Annotated in this window: 19 protein-coding genes; 7 read left to right on the top strand and 12 right to left on the bottom strand. The window is 63.0% G+C overall.

What is annotated here, in order from left to right; all coding sequences use genetic code 11:
* Positions 1 to 119: 119 nt before the first annotated feature.
* From rpsR to ACFFP0_RS20310, 5 genes are all read right to left on the bottom strand, one after another.
* A complete protein-coding gene (gene rpsR / locus ACFFP0_RS20330; RefSeq protein ID WP_085422904.1) occupies positions 120 to 368 on the bottom strand; it encodes a 30S ribosomal protein S18 in 249 nt (82 codons plus the stop codon).
* Positions 369 to 391: 23 nt separating this feature from the next.
* Positions 392 to 850: a 30S ribosomal protein S6 gene (gene rpsF / locus ACFFP0_RS20325; protein WP_377264019.1), complete on the bottom strand. Its 459-nt coding sequence runs from the start codon at positions 848 to 850 to the stop codon at positions 392 to 394.
* Positions 851 to 1,142: 292 nt separating this feature from the next.
* Entirely contained in the window at positions 1,143 to 2,015 is an 873-nt protein-coding gene (locus ACFFP0_RS20320; RefSeq protein ID WP_377264018.1) for a hypothetical protein, read from the bottom strand.
* Positions 2,016 to 2,372: 357 nt separating this feature from the next.
* Positions 2,373 to 2,546 carry a hypothetical protein gene (locus ACFFP0_RS20315; protein ID WP_377264017.1) on the bottom strand — a complete coding sequence of 58 codons (174 nt, stop codon included), beginning with the start codon at positions 2,544 to 2,546 and terminating at the stop codon, positions 2,373 to 2,375.
* Between the two features lie 135 nt (positions 2,547 to 2,681).
* Positions 2,682 to 3,725, bottom strand: coding sequence for an aldo/keto reductase (locus tag ACFFP0_RS20310; RefSeq protein ID WP_377264016.1), 1,044 nt, complete (start codon positions 3,723 to 3,725; stop codon positions 2,682 to 2,684).
* 161 nt (positions 3,726 to 3,886) lie between these two features.
* Between ACFFP0_RS20310 and fabD the strand changes: the two genes are divergently transcribed.
* From fabD to gmk, 7 genes are all read left to right on the top strand, one after another.
* Positions 3,887 to 4,831: an ACP S-malonyltransferase gene (gene fabD / locus ACFFP0_RS20305; protein WP_377264015.1), complete on the top strand. Its 945-nt coding sequence runs from the start codon at positions 3,887 to 3,889 to the stop codon at positions 4,829 to 4,831.
* 114 nt (positions 4,832 to 4,945) lie between these two features.
* Entirely contained in the window at positions 4,946 to 5,683 is a 738-nt protein-coding gene (fabG, locus tag ACFFP0_RS20300) for a 3-oxoacyl-[acyl-carrier-protein] reductase (protein ID WP_377264014.1), read from the top strand.
* A 290-nt stretch (positions 5,684 to 5,973) separates the two neighbouring features.
* Positions 5,974 to 6,210 carry an acyl carrier protein gene (locus ACFFP0_RS20295; protein WP_003502080.1) on the top strand — a complete coding sequence of 79 codons (237 nt, stop codon included), beginning with the start codon at positions 5,974 to 5,976 and terminating at the stop codon, positions 6,208 to 6,210.
* A 112-nt stretch (positions 6,211 to 6,322) separates the two neighbouring features.
* Positions 6,323 to 7,585, top strand: a complete 1,263-nt coding sequence (gene fabF, locus ACFFP0_RS20290; protein ID WP_377264013.1) for a beta-ketoacyl-ACP synthase II — start codon at positions 6,323 to 6,325, stop codon at positions 7,583 to 7,585.
* A 128-nt stretch (positions 7,586 to 7,713) separates the two neighbouring features.
* Positions 7,714 to 8,907, top strand: a complete 1,194-nt coding sequence (mltG, locus tag ACFFP0_RS20285; protein WP_377264012.1) for an endolytic transglycosylase MltG — start codon at positions 7,714 to 7,716, stop codon at positions 8,905 to 8,907.
* A gap of 54 nt (positions 8,908 to 8,961) precedes the next feature.
* Positions 8,962 to 9,849: a YicC/YloC family endoribonuclease gene (locus tag ACFFP0_RS20280; protein ID WP_377264011.1), complete on the top strand. Its 888-nt coding sequence runs from the start codon at positions 8,962 to 8,964 to the stop codon at positions 9,847 to 9,849.
* 6 nt (positions 9,850 to 9,855) lie between these two features.
* Entirely contained in the window at positions 9,856 to 10,521 is a 666-nt protein-coding gene (gmk, locus tag ACFFP0_RS20275; RefSeq protein ID WP_377264010.1) for a guanylate kinase, read from the top strand.
* An 82-nt stretch (positions 10,522 to 10,603) separates the two neighbouring features.
* Here the strand turns inward: gmk and ACFFP0_RS20270 are convergent, their stop codons facing one another.
* From ACFFP0_RS20270 to lptF, 7 genes are all read right to left on the bottom strand, one after another.
* Positions 10,604 to 12,364 carry a peptidoglycan D,D-transpeptidase FtsI family protein gene (locus ACFFP0_RS20270; protein WP_377264009.1) on the bottom strand — a complete coding sequence of 587 codons (1,761 nt, stop codon included), beginning with the start codon at positions 12,362 to 12,364 and terminating at the stop codon, positions 10,604 to 10,606.
* 230 nt (positions 12,365 to 12,594) lie between these two features.
* Positions 12,595 to 13,428, bottom strand: a complete 834-nt coding sequence (rsmA, locus tag ACFFP0_RS20265) for a 16S rRNA (adenine(1518)-N(6)/adenine(1519)-N(6))-dimethyltransferase RsmA (RefSeq protein ID WP_377264008.1) — start codon at positions 13,426 to 13,428, stop codon at positions 12,595 to 12,597.
* Complete coding sequence (gene pdxA / locus ACFFP0_RS20260) at positions 13,428 to 14,441, bottom strand: 4-hydroxythreonine-4-phosphate dehydrogenase PdxA (protein WP_377264007.1); 1,014 nt, start codon at positions 14,439 to 14,441, stop codon at positions 13,428 to 13,430. Before pdxA ends, rsmA begins: the two co-directional genes overlap by 1 nt.
* A 22-nt stretch (positions 14,442 to 14,463) precedes the next feature.
* The gene (locus ACFFP0_RS20255) at positions 14,464 to 15,405 is read right to left on the bottom strand and encodes a SurA N-terminal domain-containing protein (protein ID WP_377264006.1); all 942 of its coding nucleotides are present in this window, start codon (positions 15,403 to 15,405) and stop codon (positions 14,464 to 14,466) included.
* Between the two features lie 235 nt (positions 15,406 to 15,640).
* Positions 15,641 to 17,977, bottom strand: a complete 2,337-nt coding sequence (locus ACFFP0_RS20250; RefSeq protein WP_377264005.1) for an LPS-assembly protein LptD — start codon at positions 17,975 to 17,977, stop codon at positions 15,641 to 15,643.
* Positions 17,977 to 19,065, bottom strand: coding sequence for an LPS export ABC transporter permease LptG (lptG, locus tag ACFFP0_RS20245; RefSeq protein ID WP_377264004.1), 1,089 nt, complete (start codon positions 19,063 to 19,065; stop codon positions 17,977 to 17,979). The genes ACFFP0_RS20250 and lptG overlap by 1 nt, the downstream gene beginning before the upstream one ends.
* Complete coding sequence (lptF, locus tag ACFFP0_RS20240; protein WP_377264342.1) at positions 19,062 to 20,234, bottom strand: LPS export ABC transporter permease LptF; 1,173 nt, start codon at positions 20,232 to 20,234, stop codon at positions 19,062 to 19,064. Before lptF ends, lptG begins: the two co-directional genes overlap by 4 nt.
* Positions 20,235 to 20,303 lie beyond the last annotated feature (69 nt).

Below are 20,303 nucleotides of genomic sequence, written 5' to 3'. Positions count from 1 at the left end.
CCTGGATCATTTCCTCAGGCGGCTGGTCCCCAACATGGGATTTCAGGGTTCCGATCCGCGCCCATCGCGGAAGGGAGACGACCCCCGGATCAGGAATCCGAGGGTCGGATATTCGCTAATTACGCTACGACGTACGGCAGCAGGCCGAGGAAGCGGGCACGCTTGATCGCCTGGGCGAGTTCGCGCTGCTTCTTCTGGGAAACGGCCGTGATGCGGGACGGAACGATCTTGCCGCGCTCGGAAATGTAGCGCTGCAGGAGGCGTACGTCCTTGTAGTCGATCCGCGGTGCATTGGCGCCCGAGAAGGGGCAGGTCTTGCGACGGCGGTGGAACGGACGGCGTGCCGGAGCGGAGGATACGTCAGCCATGGTGTTTTCTCCTTGAGCTCAGGTTATGCGCGGTCTTCGCGGGGAGCGCGATCCGGGCGCGGGCCGCGCTGGAACTCGCCGTCGCGACGCGGCGGACGGTCGCCGAACTCGCGGCGCGGGCCGCGGTCGTCGCCATCGCGGCGCGGACGGTCGTCACGGTCGCGCTTCTGCATCATCGCGGACGGACCTTCCTCGTGCTTCTCGACGGCGATCGTCATGTAGCGGAGGATGTCTTCGTTGATGCGCATCTGACGCTCCATCTCGTGCACGGCGGCTGCCGGCGCGTCGATGTCGACCAGGGCGTAATGAGCCTTGCGGTTCTTCTTGATGCGGTAGGTGAGGGACTTGAGGCCCCAGTTCTCGATGCGCCCGACCTTGCCGCCGTTTGCTTCGATGACGCCCTTGTACTGTTCGACGAGGGCATCAACCTGCTGCGGGGACATATCCTGCCGGGCAAGGAATACGTGTTCGTAAAGAGCCATGTAAGCTTTGCCTTTTCTTGCGGTTGTCAACCCGGACCTCGGCGGCTAAGCCTCAACGACTGCTCTTGATGGGCGCGAAGCCCGGCAAGAAAAGTTGTTTGATCGAGACGGTCGAGAGCGGAGACACGGGAGGCTCGGACCCTCTGGTCCCTGCGGCCCGCTTTCGGCAGGCCTGCCCTCCGTTCAGCCACCAGCCAGAAGACCGGGTGTTTCGAACAACGTGCCTTATACGCATTTTCGCCGGCTAGGCAAGGGCCCTGCGTATTTTTACCCGTTCGAGGTGCGGCACGTCTCAGACGAAATCGTTCCGGGCGCTGTCCCAGCGTTTCGTTTTGAAGTTCGCATTGGCGCCGATCGCCGCGCGCAGGACGCGCCTGCGCTCCTCCCATTCACCCGAACCGATCGCCAGCAGGGCATCGAAGGGGCGTGTCCTGGTGAGGGCCTCGGCGATGAGCGGCCAGGTCATCCTGCCGCCGCGTCCGTGATGCAGGATATCGGCGATGATGCAGCACTGGTCGGCGGTGCGGTTGTGGATCGAGAGGCGTTTGTCTGCATCCGCCACGAAAGACTTGAACGTGCCGACCATCTGGTCGACTTGGGCGTCGCGCGCCGCCTGCGACTGTGTCGTCCAGTGGATGAGGCGCGCGGCGGCGATCACTTCGGCGTCCTCGACCTCGTCGAGCGTCGGGTTCAGGTATTTCATGAGCCCCCGGGTGGAGCTGGTGTCTTCCAGCTCCACCCTCTGGCCGAGCCCGTCGATGGAATGGATATGGCCGTCGTGCAGGACAAGATGGGGGAAATAGTCGCGGGCATCGGGGAGGGCGAGCATCGCCCGCAGGTAGTGGACGAAATCGCCACCGGCGACATGTGCCGCAAACTGCCCGAAGCCGAAGGTGAAGGCGGCCCTGTCGTAGCTGTTGAGGGTGAGGAAGTTTCGGCCTTCGCACCTTGCGGTCGGTTCGATGAACTCGGCCCAGAAGCCGAAGCGGCCGGTGAAGTTCGCGGCCTCGAAGTTCAGCTTCGCCAGCCGGCTTCCGGAGAAGATGTTGTAGAGGCCGATATTGTCCTTGTAGGGCACGCGCCGGCCGACGAAGAAGCGGGGCTGGTCGTCCGCGGATGCAAAGAAATCGCGTCCGTCCCTGGTGATCTTGTACAGATATGCCATGCGAAAACCTCCGGCGGCGGGCACGCCCAGGCCTTCCGGGAGAGCGTTGTCCGGGCGATGAATGTCACGAGGATCTATGGATTCTTCTTGGTGTGTTATTGCTTTATATTTATCTATGGTTGAATGTGTCTACACGACAAAAATGCGAAATTCCAGTGTTCGCGATATTTAAGGTTGATTTTTTTGTTGATGTAACTTTTGAGGGTGGGGCCCATGCGCCATCGGGCCGTTGCGCAGCTTCAATGCGCCAGGCTTTGGTTGTGTGTCTCACCGGATAAGGATTGGAAAAGGGGCATTATGCTTTGCCCCGCATCACGTCGGGACGCGGGGCGGATCGACGGTCGCGCGGTGCGAAGTTCACCAGGCCGTGCGCGCCGAGCCCAGCGCAAACGAATGCTGCGAGGAGACGATGGCGTGCAGCGGGTAGAAGGTCACGGCGCAGTTCTGCGGCGGGATCAGCCTAAACTGGGCGAGATGGCTGAGAAGCTTCGACTTGCTGTCTTCATTCTTGAGAAGAAATGTTGCGGTCACTTGTCTCTCCCGGATCAGACCACATACAACCGATCATTCACAGCCGTTTAGTATAGACCGGCTTTGCTGCAATGCAATGATTAAATGTTGCGATGCGGCATCCCGGCCGGCCGGCCCGGGTGGAATCTCAGGCCCTTACAGCGTCATCGGATATTGGCGGTAGACGCCCGCGATGTCCTTCATCGCCTCTTCGGAAAGCCGGGTCTCCGCGGCGGCCATGTCCTTCCTGAGCTGCGCCGTCGAGGTCGCGCCGATGATGACCGAGGTCATGAACGGGCGGGAGAGGCAGAAGGCGAGCGACATCTGTGCGGTATCGAGGCCGTGCCTGGCGGCGACGTCCAGATATGCCTTCACCGCCGGTTCCTGCAGCGGCTGCAGGCGGCCGCCGAGATCGGCGTTGATCGTCGCGCGCGAGCCTTCCGGCCGGGCGCCGTTCAGGTATTTGCCGGTCAATATGCCGGCGGCGAGAGGCGAATAGGCGAGCAGTCCGACATCTTCGTGATGGGCGACTTCCGCAAGGTCAAGATCGAACTGGCGGTAGAGGAGGTTGTATTCGTTCTGGATCGAGGCCACGCGCGGCAGGCCCTTTTCTTCCGAGAGACGCAGGTATTTCAGCGTCCCCCAGGCGCTTTCGTTGGAAAGGCCGGCTGCGCGGATCTTGCCTTCCTTCACAAGTTCGCCGAGCGTTTCCAGAACCTCGGCAATGTCCGCGACGGTCCTTTCGCGATCCTGCTTCGAAGCGTCGAATGTCCATGAGCCGCGGAAATGATAGGTGCCGCGGTTCGGCCAGTGGATCTGGTAGAGGTCGAGATAGTCCGTCTGGAGGCGCCTGAGGCTGGCGTCGAGCGCTTCGCGGATGGTCTCCCGCGAAATGTCGCGTCCGCCGCGGATATGCGGCCGGCCGCTGCCGGCGATCTTGGAGGCGAGGACGACGTCCTTCCGCTTGCCGCTTTTCTTCAGCCATGTGCCGATGATTTCCTCGGTGCGGCCGTAGGTGGCGGGGCCGACGGGCGTGGTCGGATAGAGTTCGGCGGTGTCGAAGAAGTTCACGCCGTTTTCGAAAGCATGGTTCATCTGCTCATGGGCCTCCGCTTCCGTGTTCTGCGTGCCCCAGGTCATGGTGCCCAGGCAGATTTCCGAAACGAAGATCTCCGTGCGGCCAAGTCTCTTGTATTCCATGCGAATGAATCCCGTCCTGAAAAGCCCGCGGGACTTTAAGCAGGATTTGACATAGCGCAAGGGGACAAGTCATTTGCGGGGAACCGCCAGATGGGTCTTGCCCTTGACTCGGGAAGCCCAAATGTGAATGGAGAGGCAAAAGACAAGGGAAGGATCATCCCATGAGCATCGCATTCACGTTTCCCGGCCAGGGCAGCCAGTCCGTCGGCATGGGCAAGGATCTGGCGGACGCTTATCCCGAAGCCCGGGCGGTTTTCGAGGAAGTCGACGAGGCGCTCGGCCAGAAGCTCTCCGACATCATGTGGAACGGTCCGGAAGAAACGCTGACGCTGACGGCCAATGCCCAGCCGGCTCTGATGGCGGTTTCCATGGCCGCGATCCGCGTCCTCGAAGCGCGTGGCCTGAACCTTTCCGGCAAGGTCGCCTATGTCGCGGGCCATTCGCTCGGTGAATATTCGGCGCTGTGCGCCGCCGGCACCTTCTCGCTTGCCGATACCGCGCGGCTCCTGCGCATCCGCGGCGACGCCATGCAGACGGCCGTGCCGGTCGGCCAGGGCGCGATGGCCGCGATCATCGGTCTCGAACACGATGACGTCGATGCCGTCTGCGTGGAAGCGCGCGCGGCCGGCGTCTGTCAGATCGCCAACGACAACGGTGGCGGCCAGCTCGTCATCTCCGGCTCGAAGGCGGCGGTGGAAAAGGCCGCGGCGCTTGCGACCGAAAAGGGCGCCAAGCGGGCCATCATGCTGCCCGTTTCCGCTCCCTTCCACAGCGACCTCATGGCGCCGGCCGCCGATGCCATGCGCCATGCGCTCGACAAGGTCGAGAAGAACAACCCGGTCGTGCCGGTCATCGCCAACGTTCGCGCCGCGCCCGTCTACGATGCCGACGAGATCGCCAGGCTGCTCGTCAGCCAGGTGACCGGCCAGGTGCGCTGGCGCGAGACGGTGGAATGGTTCGGCGCCAACGGCGTCACGACGCTCTACGAGATCGGCTCGGGCAAGGTGCTGACCGGTCTTGCCCGCCGCATCGACAAGAATATTTCCGGCATTGCCGTCAACACGCCCGCCGATATCGAGACGGCGCTCGCCGCCATTGTTGGCTGATTGGAATAGCGAATAGCGAATAGGGAGTAGCGAATAGATTTTCATCGCATCATCGCAGGCTCTTTCTATTCGCTACTCCCTATTCGCTATTCGCTCTAAAAAGAGGACAACATCATGTTTGATTTGACCGGCCGCAAGGCACTGGTGACGGGTGCAACCGGCGGGCTCGGCGAGGAGATCGCCCGCCTGCTGCACAGGCAGGGCGCCATCGTCGGCCTGCATGGCACGCGCGTCGAGAAGCTGGAGGCGCTGGCCGCCGAGCTCGGCGACCGCGTGAAGATCTTTCCGGCCAACCTTTCCGACCGCGCCGAGGTCAAGGCGCTCGGCGAGAAGGCCGAGGCCGAACTCGGCGGCGTCGACATCCTCGTCAACAACGCCGGCATCACCAGGGACGGCCTCTTCGTGCGCATGAGCGACGAGGACTGGGATTCGGTGCTGGAAGTGAACTTGACGGCGGTTTTTCGCCTGACCCGCGAACTCACCCATCCGATGATGCGCCGCCGCCATGGCCGCATCATCAACATCACCTCGGTCGTGGGCGTCACCGGCAATCCGGGACAGGCCAACTACTGCGCTTCCAAGGCGGGCATGATCGGTTTCTCCAAGTCGCTGGCGCAGGAGATCGCCACCCGCAACGTGACGGTCAACTGCGTCGCGCCGGGTTTCATCGAGAGCGCCATGACCGGCAAGCTGAACGACAAGCAGAAGGAAGCGATCCTCGGCGTGATCCCGATGAAGCGCATGGGCGCGGGCTCGGATATCGCCGCGGCCGTCCTCTACCTCGCTTCCGACGAGGCGGGCTACGTGACCGGCCAGACGCTGCATGTCAACGGCGGCATGGCGATGATTTGAGCGAAGTCGTGGAGCAATGTAAAAATCCGTTGCAATCGGCTGTTGGCGGCAGTGCAATGGAACAAATTCAGTCTTTGCGGAACAGTCAAACCGTGTTAAGCGGGCCATGACTGTGAGAAGTCACCCTGAAATGCAGGCCGTCACATTGCGTGAGCATGACATGGCCGGAAGCTGAATAAGGGGCGAACAGGTTTGCCGGCATCGGCGTTGCGAAGGCGGCGATTGCAGGTTTTAACAGGGATACGGATGCCGCTTGGGCATCCGAGAAGACAAAGGTCGAGGAAACCGACATGAGCGATATCGCAGAACGCGTGAAGAAAATTGTTATTGACCATCTCGGCGTTGATGCCGACAAAGTCGTTGAAGGTGCCAGCTTCATCGACGATCTCGGCGCGGACTCGCTCGACACCGTCGAACTGGTCATGGCTTTCGAGGAAGAATTCGGCGTCGAGATTCCGGACGATGCTGCCGATTCCATTCTGACCGTCGGCGATGCCGTGAAGTTCATCGAGAAGGCCCAGGCCTGACCGATCCGGTAAATTGGGGATAACGCCTTGACGGCAAATCCCGAAAACGGCCCGCTCGCACGGGCCGTTTCAGCAAATGGAACATGAGAAAATACAGGGTGGAACGCTGGCGATGAGACGTGTCGTTATCACCGGTACCGGCATGGTATCTCCTCTCGGATGCGGAACGGAAGTGAGCTGGCAGCGTCTGCTCGCCGGCGAAAACGCCGCCCGCGTGGTGACGGAATTCGAGGTCGAGGATCTTCCGGCCAAGATCGCCTGTCGCATTCCCGTGGGGGACGGCTCCAACGGGACCTTCAATCCTGACGACTGGATGGAGCCGAAGGAACAGCGCAAGGTCGATCCCTTCATCGTCTACGGCATGGCCGCCGCCGACATGGCGCTCAGCGATGCCGGCTGGCATCCTCGGACGAACGAGGACCAGATCGCCACGGGCGTGCTGATCGGCTCCGGCATCGGCGGCCTCGAAGGCATTGTCGAGGCGGGCTACACGCTGCGCGACAAGGGGCCTCGCCGCATTTCTCCCTTCTTCATTCCCGGCCGCCTGATCAACCTGGTCTCCGGCCAGGTGTCGATCCGCCACAAGCTGCGCGGTCCGAACCACGCCGTCGTCACGGCCTGCTCCACCGGCGCGCATGCGATCGGCGATGCGGCCCGGCTGATCGCGCTCGGCGATGCGGACGTCATGGTCGCCGGCGGGGCGGAATCGCCGATCTGCCGCATTTCGCTTGCGGGTTTTGCCGCCTGCAAGGCGCTGTCGACCCAGCACAACGACAATCCGGCCAAGGCCTCGCGCCCCTATGACCGCGACCGTGACGGTTTCGTCATGGGCGAGGGCGCCGGCATCGTGGTGCTGGAAGAGCTTGAACACGCCAGGGCCCGCGGCGCCAGGATCTACGCGGAAATTGTCGGCTACGGGCTTTCCGGCGATGCCTTCCACATCACGGCGCCGTCGGAAGACGGTGACGGGGCCTATCGTTGCATGACCGCGGCCCTGAAGCGGGCGGGGCTCGCAGCGTCGGATCTCGACTACATCAACGCCCACGGCACCTCGACCATGGCTGACACGATCGAGCTCGGCGCGGTCGAGCGCCTCGTCGGCAATGCCGCCTCGAAGATCTCCATGTCTTCCACGAAGTCCGCGATCGGCCACCTGCTCGGCGCGGCGGGCGCCGTCGAGGCGATCTTCTCGACGCTGGCGATCCGCGACAATATCGCGCCGCCGACGCTGAACCTCGACAATCCCGATGTCGAAACGGCGATCGACCTTGTGCCGCACAAGGCGCGCAAGCGCGAGATCAACGTGGCGCTGTCGAATTCCTTCGGTTTCGGCGGAACCAACGCATCGTTGGTGCTGCGCCGTTACGACGCCTGACCGGCTTGGCCTCCCACCAGGCCGGATGGACTCCCTGTGGTGAGTTCGCACCATCGTCTGAACCTGTTTTTTGCCGCATTGCTTGGCCAAACAGCGGGTCGAAACTTACTCAGTTCTAGGGGGCGCGGTTGAGCGATACGAACCATGTCAATGACCAGCCCGCCGGCAATGGCCGGGGGCCGATCATTCCGAAATCGCCAAACGAAGCCCTGAAACCCGAGCGCGTGCCGGAGCCGCCGCGGCGGTCCAGGAAGGCGCGCAGCCAGCTCATCATTTTCCTGAACTTCGTGATGACGATGGTCGTTGGCGTCTGCGTGGCTGCGATTGCCGGTTTCTATTACATGATCTCGGCCTATCAGGAGCCCGGTCCGCTGGAGGCCAACACGCATTTCATGGTCCGTCCCGGCAGCGGCCTTGCGGAAATCGCCACCAACCTGGAGCGCAACGGCATCGTCTCCGACGCCCGGATCTTCCGCTACGTGACCGCGACCTATCTGCGCGGCGGCGAGACGCTGAAGGCCGGCGAATACGAGATCAAGGCGCGCGCCTCCATGAAGGACATCATGGAAGTGCTGGAATCGGGCAAGTCGATCCTCTACTCCGTCGTGCTGCCGGAAGGCCTGACGGTCAGGCAGATGATGCTGCGGCTTGCCGAGGACACGGTGCTGGAAGGCGACCTGCCGGCCGAACTGCCGCCGGAAGGAAGCCTGCGGCCCGATACCTACAAGTTCTCGCGCGGCAGCAAGCGGAGCGACATCATCCAGCAGATGCGCGTCGCCCAGCAGAAGATGGTCGACCAGATCTGGGAGCGCCGCGATCCGGACCTGCCGATCAAGACGAAGGAGGAGTTCGTCGTGCTCGCCTCCATCGTGGAGAGGGAGACGGGCAAGGAGGACGAACGCGCCCATGTGGCCTCGGTCTTCATCAACCGGCTGCAGAAGGGCATGCGCCTGCAATCGGACCCGACGATCGTCTACGGGATTTTCGGCGGCGAAGGAAAGCCATCGGACCGCCCGATCTTCAAGTCGGACCTCGCCAGGCCGACGCCTTATAATACCTATCAGGTCAAGGGACTGCCGCCGACGCCGATCTCCAATCCCGGCCGCGCGGCGCTGGAAGCGGTGGCCAATCCCTGGCGCACCAACGACCTTTATTTCGTCGCCGACGGTACGGGCGGACATGTCTTTGCCGCGACATTGGAGGAACACAATGCCAATGTTCGCCGTTGGCGCAGGATAGAGTCCGAGCGAGCCGCCAACCCGGAAGTGGTGGACGGCCAGCCGGACGGCGAAGAAGCGGAAAAGCCGCCGAAGAGCAACTGACAGCTTTGCAGCTTCAAGCCGTGCTGACAGTGTGAGATTTATCTGGAGACGTCGATGAGCCTGCAGTCCATGACCGGTTTTGCCCGCAGCGAAAGATCGAGCGGGCGCAACCGCTTTGCATGGGAGCTGCGCTCGGTGAACGGCAAGGGGCTGGATATCCGGCTCCGCCTGCCGCCGGGGTTGGAGCGGCTGGAGCCCGACATGCGCCGGCTGATCTCGGAAAAGTTTACCCGCGGCAACCTGCAGGCAAACCTGACCCTGACGGTTTCCGAGACCAGGATGGAGGCGGTGCTGAACCGCGACGCGCTGGCCGCCGTGATGGCGCTGCGCGAGGAGCTTGGCGGCCTCGTCGACCCTTCGCCGCTGAGGCTCGACACGCTGATGGGCATCCGCGGCCTCGTCGACATCCGCGAGCCGGAAGAGGACGAGGACGCGCTTTCCGCCCGCGATGCGGCGATCCTCGGCAGTCTGGACGAGGCGCTCGGACATCTTCAGCATATGCGCGAGGGCGAGGGGGCGGCGCTGGCCGTGGTACTCAAGGGACATGTCTCCCGCATCGGGGAGCTGACCGAAGCGGTGGAAGCCGATCCGTCGCGCAGGCCGGACGAAATCGCAAGGCGGCTTTCCCTCCAGCTTTCGACGCTTCTGCAGGAGGCGCCGACGCTCGACCGCGACCGGCTGCATGCGGAGGCTGCCCTTCTTGCGACGAAGGCGGACCTGCGAGAGGAGATCGACCGGCTGAAGGCGCATGTGGCGGCCGCCGGGGAACTGATCGGCAAGGGCGGCCCGGTGGGGCGGCGGCTGGATTTTCTTGCACAGGAATTTAACCGGGAATCGAATACGATCTGTTCCAAATCGAATTCCGCTGCTGTAACGGCGGCCGGTATCGAATTGAAAGTCGTCATCGACCAGTTCCGCGAACAAGTCCAGAATCTGGAGTAGAATATCATGAACCCGGCTCCATCGCCTTCGCCTGAGAAGATCGCCCGGCGCGGGTTGATGCTGGTCCTCTCGTCGCCATCCGGCGCCGGCAAGTCGACGATCGCCCGCAACCTCCTGGATGAGGACCGGAGCCTCGGGATTTCGATCAGCGTGACGACGCGGGCGAAGCGGCCGAGCGAAATTGCCGGCAAGCACTACCATTTCATCACGGTTCCGCAGTTCGAGAAGATGCGGGATGCGGGGGATCTGCTCGAATGGGCGGAAGTCCACGGCAATTTCTACGGCACGCCGCGTGAGCCCGTGGAGCAGGCCATGGCGGAAGGCCGCGACATGCTGTTCGATATCGATTGGCAGGGCGCACGCCAGCTTCAGGAAAAGATGAAGGCCGATGTCGTGTCGATCTTCGTCCTGCCGCCGACCATGACGGAACTGCAGTCGCGCCTGCATCGCCGCGCCGAGGATACGGAAGAGGTCATTCGCACCCGGCTTCTGAACTCACGGGCCGAGATCGAGCATTGGCGGGAATATGACTATGTCATCGTCAACGACGATCTGGACGAGGCGTTCGGTCATGTGAGCTGCATCGTCAATGCCGAGCGTATCCGCCGCGATCGTCGTTATGGACTGTTCGATTTCGTCGAGGGCCTGCTTCAGGAAGAACCGAAGCTTTGAGGCAGCAGGCTGGCCGGCGAATTCGGCCGGCCCGGGCAGCCCGGCCCAGCTCCCGCCGGGAGATGCGGATTTCCAGCCTGATCTAGTAATTCACCAGCAATTGCTGCGCTTCCGGGGCGCCGAAGCGGGGCTGCACGCCGAGGAGTGGCGCCGTTCGGCGGATGATCTGCTTGATCATGGGAGCGGCGGTGGAGGCTGCCGTCCGGCCTCCATGTTCTCCCGTCGTCGGGGCATCGATGATGGAAAGCACGATGTATTTGGGCTTGTCCATCGGAAAGGCCGCAACGAACGCATTGAAATTGATGTTCCTGGCGTATCGTCCGTTGATCACCTTGTCGGCGGTGCCTGTCTTGCCGCCCACGTTGAAGCCCTCGACCTGCGCACCCCGGCCGGAACCCTTGATCCCGTTCCAGGTGAAGAGGTAGCGCATATCCGCGCTCGTCGTTTCCTTTATGATTGCGCGGGAAACCGATTTCGCCTCCTCCAGGGAGCGGGGGAGGAAGGTCGGAGCGATCAGGTTTCCGCCATTGATGAGCGAGGCGGCGGCGACGGCGGTCTGCAACGGGGTGGTCGCCACCCCGTGGCCGAACGAAATGGTGACCGAATTGATCTTCTTCCAGGTCCGCGGCTGGGTTGGCGTCGCCACGCCGGGCATCTCGGTTTCCATCCTCGACAGGAGCCCGAGCTTCGTGAGGAATTGCTGATGCCCCTCGATCCCCACCCTATCCGCAACCGCCGCGGTGCCGATATTCGATGAATACTGGAAAACCTCGGGGATGCTGAGCGGCCTGTTCTTTCCGCGAAAATCCTTGATGGTGAAGCCACCCATGCGTATGGGGCGTGATGCGTCGACGACGGAGTTCAGGGTGATCTTGCCCTCGTCCAGGCCCATGGCCAGGGTGAAGCTCTTGAACGTGGACCCCATTTCAAATGTCGCATTGCTCATCCGGTTGAACCAGCCTTTTTCGTACTCCCTGTCCACGCTGCCGTCGGGCAACGTCCGGGAGGGTTGGTTCGGGTCGTAGTCGGGCACCGATGCCATGGCTAGCACCTCGCCGGTCTCGACATCGAGGATCACCGCGCCGGCGGCTTCGGCCCTGTAGGCGATCATCGCGTTCGCGACGACCTCGCGGACGATGCTCTGCACGCGAAGATCGATCGACAGTCTCACGGGTTCCAGGGGCGCGGTGCCGGTGAGGCCGGCCAGGCGAAGATCCGCAAGGCCCTGCTGGTCCAGATACCGTTCCATCCCCGCAAGGCCCTGGTTGTCCACGTTCACATGGCCGACGATGTGGGATGCGGTGACGCCGCCCGGATAGAAGCGGCGCTTTTCCGGCCTGAAACCGATGCCGGGAATGCCGAGGGCGAGAATGTCGGCCTGTTGCCTTGGGGTCAGCTGTCGCCGCAACCATTGGAAGGCCGTGCCCGAGCGCAACTTCTTGTGCGTTTCGCTCCAGTCGAGATTGGGGATGACGTCCGCGAGCTTTTCCACGACTTCGTCGGCATCCACGATGCGGCGGGGGTCGGCATAGAGGGACACCATGTTGAGATCGGTCGCCAGCAGTTTCCCGTTGCGGTCGACGATGTCCGGGCGGGATGCGGCGGTAGGGGCGCCGCCGCCGAACGATCCCGTCACCGCAGGTCCGGCGAGGCCGTATTGGACGAGACGCACGCCGATCACCAGATAGACCGCGAGGAGCGCGGTGATGATGATCCCGAGCCGCTGCCTTGCCTGACTTCTGCGGTGTGCGTTGATGCCGATGAAAGCCCCGCTTTTCCCGGTGCGACCACTCGTCACGACAAAATGCGCACGGCTTCTGAGCCGGACGACAAAGGAGATCATCCCGAACAAACCCACGAATAGACCAGCAAAAGGCGAAATGGAGCGGCCTGTCAGCCGCCGGGTAGAAGCCTGCACGCAGCCGGATCGAAAGCCAACAGGAGAGTGGGCGTGCCGCGGAACACGTTTAAAATTGCATTAATATACAATTAAAATTGCGCTAAATCGCCGGGCGAGCGGTTAACCCGGTGCCGCTTGCGGCACGGACCGCTGCTGTGAGATCCTGTCGCGGCTCAGAGAGAGTTCGCCAACCTGACGAACTCCTCCACGGCGAGCGTTTCGGCGCGCCTTGCCGGGTCGATGCCGGCCTTGACGAGCAGGGCCTCGCCGCCGAGCGGCTTCAGGCTCTGGCGCAGCATCTTCCGGCGCTGGCCGAAGGCGGCATGCGTCACGCTCTCCAGCCTGTTGACGTCGCAGGGCAGGGGATTTTCGCGTGGCGTCAGATGCACCACCGTGGAGGTGACCTTGGGTGGCGGGGTGAAGGCCTGCGGCGGCACGTCGAAGACCATCCGCGCGTCGGTCCGCCAGCCGGCGAGCACGCCGAGCCGGCCGTAATGGTCGCCTTCCTCGTCCGCGACGATCCTGAGGCCGACCTCCTTCTGGAACATCAGCGTCAGGCTTTCCCAGAAGGGCGGCCATTGCCCGTTCTCGGGCAGGAGCCAGTTGAGAAGCAGCTGGGTGCCGACATTGTAGGGCAGGTTGGCGATGATCTTCACGGGACCTTCGGGCGCAAGCGCGGCGAAATCGGTCTTCAGAGCGTCTCCCTCGATGACCTCCAGCCGGCCGGGATAATATGCGCCGATCTCGGCAAGCGCCGGCAGGCAGCGGCTGTCGCGCTCGATGGCTATGACCTTCTTCGCGCCGAGCGAGAGGATCGCCCGGGTGAGGCCGCCGGGACCGGGGCCGACCTCGATGACGGTGGCTTCGTCGAGCGGCCCGGCGCTGCGGGCGATCTTCTGGGTGAGGTTGAGGTCCAGCAGGAAGTTCTGGCCGAGCGCCTTCTTCGCGTCGAGCCCGTGACGCTGGATCACGTCGCGCAGCGGCGGCAAGCCGTCCAGTGTCGCCATTACGCCGTGGCCTTTTCGGCAAGCTCGCCGGCAAGCCGGATTGCCTCGACGAGGCTGGTCTCCCGGGCGATGCCCTGCCCCGCGATGCCGAAGGCCGTGCCGTGATCCGGCGAGGTGCGGATGAAGGGCAGGCCGAGCGTGACGTTGACCGACGTGTCGAAGCCGAGCGCCTTGGCGGGGATCAGCGCCTGGTCGTGATACATGCAGACCGCCACGTCATAGCGGGCGCGCGCCTCGTCATGGAACATCGTGTCGGCCGGCAGCGGCCCGAAGACATGGATTCCCTCGGCGCGCAGCTTGAAGACGGCCGGATGGATGACATCCTGGTCCTCCCGGCCGATAGAGCCGTCTTCGCCCGCATGCGGATTGAGGCCGGCGACGGCGAGCCTCGGCTGGGCGATCCCGAAGCGGGTCTTCAGGTCGTGATGGGCGATGCGGCAGGTCTCCTCGATCAGGCTCGTGGTGAGCGCCGAGGGCACGTCCTTGATCGGGATATGAATGGTCACCGGAATGGCCCTGAGCTTAGGTCCGGAGAGCATCATCACCGGCAATGCCTTCCGGCCGGTTGCCTTCTCGGCAAGGTCGGCCAGGAATTCCGTGTGGCCCGGAAAGCCGAAACCGGCCTGATAGAGGATGGACTTGGCGATGGGATTGGTGACCGTGCCGGCCACCCTGCCTTCGAAGGCAAGCGAAACGGCTTTCTCGATCGCACCGATCGTTCCCTTGGCCGTCGCCACATGCGGTTCGCCGGCCGCAACCTCCGCCCCGGCGGATATGGGAAGGACGGGCAGGGCGTCCGCGAAGACGGAAAGCGCGTTTTCCGCATCCGCTTCCCGGATCGGCACGTCGAGGTCCAGCAGGTCGGCGCGCGACTTCAGCACCGCGGGATCGCCGAGGAAAAGAAAGGGCGGCAACGCATACCGGTCGCGTGCAACCCAGGCTGCGAGCGTGATGTCGGGACCGATGCCGGCAGGATCGCCCTGGGTCAGCGCAAGCGGACGATCAAGCGGCATGGATACTCCGGGATATTAGATATCATCGATACTCGATCTGGGCCTTGTTGCGCAGTTCGTCGAGATATTTCTTGTCGTTGGGATTCTGGCCTTCCTTCTCCGCCTTGGTGAGGTCTTCCGCGCGGAAGACCACTTCGGCGGCGAAGTCGTCGGAAACCTGGCGCTGGTTGCAGATCGCCAGGAATTCCACGCCACGTTCCGTGACGCGGGTGGCGGTGGTGCCGCCGGAAGCCTTCTCGATCAGCGGCTTCCAGTCCTCCGGCAGCTCGGGGGCAAGCACGCGGCCGAGGTTGCGGATCGAAACGTCGAGCATCGTTGCCGCGAATTCCTTGGACTGTTCGCAGCCCGGGAACTTCGAGCGTGCGGCATTCGCTTCCTTCTGGCGTTTGCCGAGGATGGCGTTGCGCTTGGCTGCCGGCACCACGAAAATGACCTGCTGCAGGAAATACTCGGTCGTGACCGGTTTTTGCTTGTTCTCCATCATGCGGGTGACGAGTTCCTGGCTGGACATGCGGCTTCGTCCGCCGCCATAGCGGGCATTAACGAGGCGCGGCCAGCTCATCTGCACGGCGATGTAGTTCTTGAAATGCTCCACCCCGACGCCGGCCTTGTCGAGGATCTGGCCCATCTGCTGCGGGCTCATCTTGTTGCTGGCAGCGAAGCGCTCGAAGGACTTCTCGACATCGTCGGTGCTGACCGACATTTTCACGCGCGCGATTTCCTGGCGCTTCAGGATCTCATCCACCATCGCTTCGCGGGCGGCCTTGGTATCGGCCTTCTGGCGCTGCAGGCGCAGGAACGCCGCACGGCGGGAAACATCGGTGGTAGTGATCGGTGTCCTGTTGACGACCGCCGTGATCTCGCTGGCGGCCTGGGCCTGCTGGGCAACCGGCTGGACGACCACCGAAGCGGCCAGTACGACCACGGCCAGTGCCAGCCTGCGCGTTGCGGTCATTGCAAACATGATACAAATCCTTTCCCGCCCCGGTCGACGCCCGAAACGTGCCGCCCCGTGCCGCGCGCTTCAGGCTGTTGTCTCCCGGCATGCCACATTCCGGAACCGTTTCCGCCTCCGGGCGACACGCCGTGGCCGACCGGCCTCGCCTTCTCTTACTATATCTGCGCCCGCTTGCACAATTCTTGCGGCGAAACGATGACGCCGGGCCAGCCTTGGCCCGGTCTTCAGGCGCTTACGGCCGCTATTGGTACTGATATTCCTGATCGTAATCGCTGGTATTGGAGCCGATGTTGATGTCGCCGAGCGTGCGGAAGCTGAGGCGTGCGCTGACGGTCCAGTCGTTGGCGGCCGTGCTCTGGGGCTTGTCCGTATAGGCGAGCGTGAAGATCGTGCACTCGTCCGCATAGCTGATGCCGATGCCGCGCTTGATGATATCCTTCTCGGCGAGGTCCCACGTCGCCGTGCCGGCGAGCGCCCAGTTCTCGTTGATGCGGAACTTCATCGTCTGCTTCAGCACGTCGGTCGATTCGTCGGAGCCGTACGCCTCCTGCGGATCGACCTGCGTGTAGACGAGTGTTCCCTGCACGCGCGGCGTGGTGTAGCTGAACGATGCGTCGGTGCGCTTGACCGCGAAGGTCTTTTCGTCGAACCGCGTGTTCGCGCCGATCGTGAAGCCCTGCGGCAGGTCGATGGCCGCCATCGCCACATAGTCCGACACACGGGATTCGAGGCCGGAATTGGCGCCCGCATGCACGAGGTCTTCGGTGGCGAAGGAGTTCCGGCCGGCGATCTGGTAGGACTGTCCGAAGATGCCCCTCACGCCGATGCCGTTTGCGAAAGAGCCGGTATAGCGGATGCCCACATTGGCGCGCGTGCCGCCTTCGACGCGATCGAAGCCGGAGAATTTGTCGCGCTCGAAAAGCGTGGTCGCATCGAAGACGAAGCTCTGGGCGTCCTCGTTCGGCAGGCCGCCGGCCATCTGCTCGTCCGGGCGCACATAGATCTGCGCGATCGGCTCGATGACATGGCTGCTGTCGCCGTAGGTCATCAGGATGGGATAGCGCGCTTCGAGGCCGGCCGTGACCATATAGCGGCCATTGCCGCCTTCCGGCTCGAGATCGCCGAGATAGATACCGCCCGGCACGTTCGACCCGGTATGACGCAGCCCGTCGGCCCGCGCCGCCAGAAGGGGCGTCAGCAGAAATCCGTCGAACGTGTTGAAAGTGCGCTTCCATTCGGTCTCGACCGTGAAGCGGCTGTAACTGCCTTCGAGACCCGGGAAGCGGTCGGTCGAGCCTTCCGTATACCAGTCATCCTCGCGGCGGGAGAGATTGGTGATATTGGCGGTGATCGAGAACTCGCCGCCAAGCACCGGCTCCGGCGCGTAGTAGCTGTAGTCGAGCGACGGATAGACGATCGCCTGCTGCTGTTCGCGCGTGTTGCGGTCCGCCTTGTCCTGCACGTTGAAATAATAGCCGTGCAGGTCGAAGTAGTTCCGCGTGCCGAGCCCGGTCAGGTAGACGTCGTTGATGAACGTGTCGGCGTCGACGCCTTCCAGGCCGTAGGTCTTGGAGAAGTTGTTGTCGCTCTGGACCATGGCGTTCCAGCCGAACGTCCAGCGCGGATTGATCTTGAACTCGCCCTTGGAGGCGGCCATGAAACGGTTTTCCGCGCCGCGGTCGCTCGTATTCGGGTCGAACGCTTCCGGGTCCTGCTGGTGGATGCCGGCGAAGCGGAACGTATGGTCGCCGTTATCGAACCTGTTGCGGATTTCGCCCTGCAGCAGCAGACCCTGGTTGGAATAGTAGGTCGGGCTGATCGTCGCGTCCATGCTCGGCGAGAACACGTGATAGTAGGGCACCGTCACGCCGAAGCCGAGATTGTCGCTCGCGGAAAACTGCGGGAAGAGGAGGCCCGATTTGCGCTCCACCGTCTCGTCCGGCACCTCGATCGCGAACGGCAGTCTGCCGATCGGCAGGCCGAAGAGTTCGAACTGCGCGTTTTCGAGGCGAATCGTATGGGTCTGGCCGTTGCGGACGACGCGCTGCGCCTTCACCTGCCAGAGCGGCGCCTTGCCGGGCGTCTGGGCGCAGGGAAGGCAGGCGGTATAGACGGTGTTGTTGAGCACCATCAGATCGCCCTGCTGGCGCTCGGCGCTTTCCGCGGCAAGGCGGGTATTGTCGGTCGTCTCGACGCGCAACGTGTTGATGAAGCCTTCGCCGAAGTCGTCGGTGACGTCGAGCTGGTCCGCATAGACACGGTTTCCACCGGGCTCGATCAGCTCGATATTGCCGGTCGCCATGACGCGGCCCGTCTTCTGGTCGTACTGGACGCGCTGCGCCACCATGCGGTAGCGGTTGTAATACATCTGCACGCCACCAGTGGCGGTGACCTGCTGGGCATCCTGATTATAGACGAGTTCGTTGGCGCGCAGCAGAAGCTTGGCGCCATCCGCCGCCGCGGGCACCAGATTCTGCGCATGCACAGTCGTTGCCGATACGCCGAGAACGCATACAGACACACCTGTCAGCAGGGCGGCGGCGAGCCGTCTTATGTTCTTGCGGTCACTTGCCGCCACTAGCCATCCTCCTGATGAAGCAGAATTGTCGTTCCCAGCGCTGTCGCGACGATGACTGGAACCCAGACCGCCACGGCAGGAGGAATCGCCCCGCTGCTCCCGAATGCCTTTACGAGCACCGTTACGACATAAAGCACGAAGCCGGAAACTATTCCACCCAGAATCACGGAGCGGGACTGGGCGAACCGACTGAATTTTAATGATACTGTTGCAGCAATGAGAGTCATCGCCACGAGCAGGAGCGGCAGGGAGAGCATGGAGTGATACTGCGTCTCGAGCGCCTTGGTGGATATGCCGAAGGATTTGCCAACCTCGATTTTTCTGGAAAGGTCAAAAAACGCAACGGTTTCCGGCTGCGCCAGGCTCTCCTGGATATATTCCTGTCTCAAGTTGGTGCGAACCTGTGCTGTCTGGTGACGCGCAGGAATCTCGCCCGGCCGGTTCTCCATGACGTCGTTAAGCAGCCAGTAACCATTTTCCAATTTTGCGGTCTTGGCGTCCTGCCGCACGATGACGCGGCCGTCCTTGTCGAAGTGGAACACGACGACGTCGATAAGGAGCGTTCCCTTCTCTTCGTAGCTCTTGGCGCCGATGATCGTATCGTCGTCGCCGCTGATCTGGCGAATCCAGGGAACGAACTTGGAGGCGCGGGTGCGGTTGCTCGCCTCGCGCCAGCTCGCCTCCATGGAGGCCGATTCGCGCTGGCCCCAGGCCGCGAGCGGGTTGACGACGAGAAGCGTCGCAAGCCCGATCAGGAACGCCCCGATCACGAAGGGTGAGACGAACTGCCAGACCGAAATGCCGGCTGCCCGCGTTACCACCAGTTCGTAGCGGCGGTTGAGCGCGATGAGCACCGTCATGCCGATGAACAGGCTGAGCGTCGGGATGATCTGCTGCAGGATGAGCGGCACGCGCATCGCCGTCATCACCAGGCCGGCCGAGACCGTGTAGCCGACGAAGCCTGACATGCGGCGGCTCGTCTCGCTGAAATCCGCGAGGAAGATGATGGCGCTGACGCCGAGCAGGAACCACAGGGCGGTCACGACATAGCGGCGGAAGAAATACCGCCCGAGCGTCGAGAAGATCATGCCACGCCTCCATCCGTCGTGCGGGAGGCGAGGCGGCGATGCAGGCTGCCCGTCAGGCGCGAGATGCCGCGGGCAAGGAAGGCGGGCGTCGAGAGCTGCCGGTTGGTGGCGAGCATCCAGATCGCGATCAGCGAACTGACGAGCGGCACCGCATAGGGAAGCGGCGCATAAAGCGGATGGCGCTCCACGAAATTGGTCGCCGAAAAGCCCAGCCACCGGATGAGGAATGCCAGGAACAGCGCATAGACCATGGGGTGGACCCGGGTCTGGCGATGCGACCGCGTATTGCCTGCGACGACCAGCGACAGAAGCGCGAAGGCGAAAGGGTACAACCAGTCCGACAGGCGGCGGTGCAGTTCGCCGCGGAAGGCGTCGGGCGATTTCTGGTAGAGCGGGTCGTTGGGGTCCGGATTGAGCAGGAAGGACAGGCTGCGATCGGTGGAATATTGCGGCAGGCCGCCTTCCGATTTTGCCATGGCCGACAGGTCGAAGGCGTAGGAAACGAACTTGATGATCGAGATGCGGCCGTCGGCAGCCCTGCGATGCACCTCGCCGTCGCGCATGGTGAGCGACGTGCCGCTTTCGTCGATCGATCCCTCGCGCGCATAATAGATGAGGTCGAAATTGGGATCGCGGTAGTCGACCACGAAAAGGCCCTTCAGCACGCGGCCGGAATGGCGCTCCGAGATCTGCACGTAAAGACCGTCCTCGATGCTGCGGAAAGTCTTCTCCTCGATCACCGACGAGAGCAGGTCGGCATAGGCCGCGGCGACCATCTGGCGAGCCGCGACGCGCGACGGCGGTTCGACGAAATTGGTGGTCACGAAGGAGAAGAGGCTGAGCATGATGCCGAGCATCAGCACCGGCCTGTAGATGATGCTGCGGGTGGCGCCGGCGGCATCGATGACCGGCATTTCCGAATCGTTGTTCATCGCCGTCAGCGTCTGGGTGATGCCGATGACGAGCGCGAACGGCAGGACGACGGGGATGATGGTGGGCAGGATATAGGTGGCGAGAGTCGCGAACGAGCCCATCGACTGGCCGGTATCCGTGACCAGGTTGATGCGCCCAAGCACCTGGATGGTCCAGATGATGGTGAGCACCGGGATGAGCGTCACCAGGAACATCTGAAAAATCCGGCGCAATATGTAACGTTCGAGAAGCTTCATTCTGGCCTGAACATCTTGCACCCCAGCCATCCGGAGACGGCGGTCGCGCTTATCTAAGCGATCGGCGAG

Source organism: Neorhizobium puerariae (genome assembly GCF_042429745.1).
GTDB classification, from domain to species: domain Bacteria; phylum Pseudomonadota; class Alphaproteobacteria; order Rhizobiales; family Rhizobiaceae; genus Neorhizobium; species Neorhizobium puerariae.
The sequence above is the reverse complement of the archived record's forward strand: the minus strand, read 5'-3'. Positions and strand labels throughout refer to the sequence as shown.